This is a genomic window from Novosphingobium sp. BL-A-41-Hi4B-X5A, from assembly GCF_055521705.1.
In genome coordinates this window covers 1,857,501-1,860,000 of the sequence record NZ_CM145500.1, presented here as the reverse complement: position 1 = coordinate 1,860,000, position 2,500 = coordinate 1,857,501, and the positions used below count along the sequence as shown (strand labels likewise).

Below are 2,500 nucleotides of genomic sequence, written 5' to 3'. Positions count from 1 at the left end.
TGTTAATCTGGCTGAGATTATCGTCCGCATCTAGCACAGCGCAGACATTATGCAGGTCTGTCGTTGATGGTGTGGATTCTCAAGCGTGAGGTAAGAGCATTTGGTGGATGCCTTGGCATGTACAGGCGATGAAGGACGTGGCACGCTGCGATAAGCGTCGGGGAGTTGTGAGCAAACTTTGATCCGGCGATTTCCGAATGGGGAAACCCACCTTCACCATTTCTCTCGTTTGCTGATGGTCTTTAACGAGGCTGGCAGCAGGTGAGTGAGGTGGATAAGGTATCCCAGATTGAATACATAGATCTGGTGAAGCGAACCCGGGGAACTGAAACATCTCAGTACCTGGAGGAAAAGACATCAACCGAGATTCCGTTAGTAGTGGCGAGCGAACGCGGACCAGGCCAGTGCCTCATCTTCAACTAGCAGAACAGTTTGGAAAGACTGGCCATAGCGGGTGACAGCCCCGTATGCGAAAGTGATGGATGAGGACTCGAGTAGGGCGGGACACGTGAAATCCTGTCTGAACATGGGGGGACCACCCTCCAAGCCTAAATACTCGTACATGACCGATAGCGAACACAGTACCGTGAGGGAAAGGTGAAAAGCACCCCGATGAGGGGAGTGAAACAGTACCTGAAACCGAATGCTTACAAGCAGTTGGAGCCTCTTTAGGGGGTGACAGCGTACCTCTTGCATAATGGGTCAGTGACTTAGTTTATCGAGCAAGCTTAAGCCGTTAGGTGTAGGCGCAGCGAAAGCGAGTCTGAATAGGGCGACAGAGTTCGATGAATTAGACCCGAAACCCGGTGATCTAGGCATGACCAGGTTGAAGGTGCGGTAACACGCACTGGAGGACCGAACCGTTGAATGTTGAAAAATTCTCGGATGAGTTGTGTTTAGGGGTGAAAGGCCAATCAAACCGGGAAATAGCTGGTTCTCCGCGAAATCTATTGAGGTAGAGCGTCGAATGTATGCCGCTGGGGGTAGAGCACTGGATGGATGCGGGGGTCGCGAGATCTACCAATTCTAACCAAACTCCGAATACCAGCGAGACTTGTTCGGCAGACAGACGGCGGGTGCTAAGGTCCGTCGTCAAAAGGGAAACAGCCCTAACCTACAGCTAAGGTCCCCAAGTCATCACTAAGTGGGAAAGCATGTGGGAATCCCAAAACAACCAGGAGGTTGGCTTAGAAGCAGCCATCCTTTAAAGAAAGCGTAACAGCTCACTGGTCTAAACAAGGGTTCCTGCGGCGAAGATGTAACGGGGCTAAAGTGATGCACCGAAGCTTAGGGTTCAGTCTTTGACTGAGCGGTAGCGGAGCGTTCCGTAGGCCTGTGAAGCGATCTGGTAATGGGTCGTGGAGGTATCGGAAGTGCGAATGCTGACATGAGTAGCGACAAAGAGGGTGAGATGCCCTCTCGCCGAAAGACCAAGGGTTCCTGCTTAAAGCTAATCTGAGCAGGGTGAGCCGGCCCCTAAGACGAGCCCGAAGGGGGTAGTCGATGGGAACCACGTTAATATTCGTGGGCCTGGTGGTGTGTGACGGATCATGTGTGTTGTCACTCCTTATTGGATTGGAGTGGCTTCGAAATGGTTCCAGGAAATAGCCCCACCGTATAGACCGTACCCGAAACCGACACAGGTGGTCAGGTAGAGTATACCAAGGCGCTTGAGAGAAGTATCCTGAAGGAACTCGGCAAATTGCCTCCGTACCTTCGGAAGAAGGAGGCCCTCACATTGCGCAAGCAGTATGAGGGGGCACAGGCCAGGGGGTAGCGACTGTTTAGCAAAAACACAGGACTCTGCTAAGTCGGCTTCAAGACGACGTATAGGGTCTGACGCCTGCCCGGTGCCGGAAGGTTAAGAGGAGGAGTGCAAGCTCCGAATTGAAGCCCCGGTAAACGGCGGCCGTAACTATAACGGTCCTAAGGTAGCGAAATTCCTTGTCGGGTAAGTTCCGACCTGCACGAATGGCGTAACGACTTCCCCACTGTCTCCAGGATATGCTCAGCGAAATTGAATTCTCCGTGAAGATGCGGAGTACCCGCGGTTAGACGGAAAGACCCCGTGCACCTTTACTGCAGCTTCAGAGTGGCATTAGGAAAGAATTGTGTAGCATAGGTGGGAGGCTTTGAAGCACCGGCGCCAGCTGGTGTGGAGCCATAGGTGAAATACCACCCTGTTGTTTTCTGATGTCTAACCCAGGACCGTTAGCCGGTTCGGGGACCCTCTGTGGCGGGTAGTTTGACTGGGGCGGTCGCCTCCTAAAGAGTAACGGAGGCGCGCGATGGTAGGCTCAGGCCGGTTGGAAACCGGCTGTTAGAGTGCAATGGCATAAGCCTGCCTGACTGCGAGACTGACGAGTCGAGCAGAGACGAAAGTCGGTCATAGTGATCCGGTGGTCCCTCGTGGAAGGGCCATCGCTCAACGGATAAAAGGTACGCCGGGGATAACAGGCTGATGATTCCCAAGAGCTCATATCGACGGAATCGTTTGGCA

Annotated in this window: 1 rRNA gene (running past one end of the window); it reads left to right on the top strand. The window is 53.2% G+C overall.

Annotated elements, in window-relative coordinates:
- Positions 1-80: 80 nt before the first annotated feature.
- Positions 81-2,500 (top strand): 23S ribosomal RNA (locus tag ACZ1JY_RS08950); it runs 385 nt beyond the window's last position.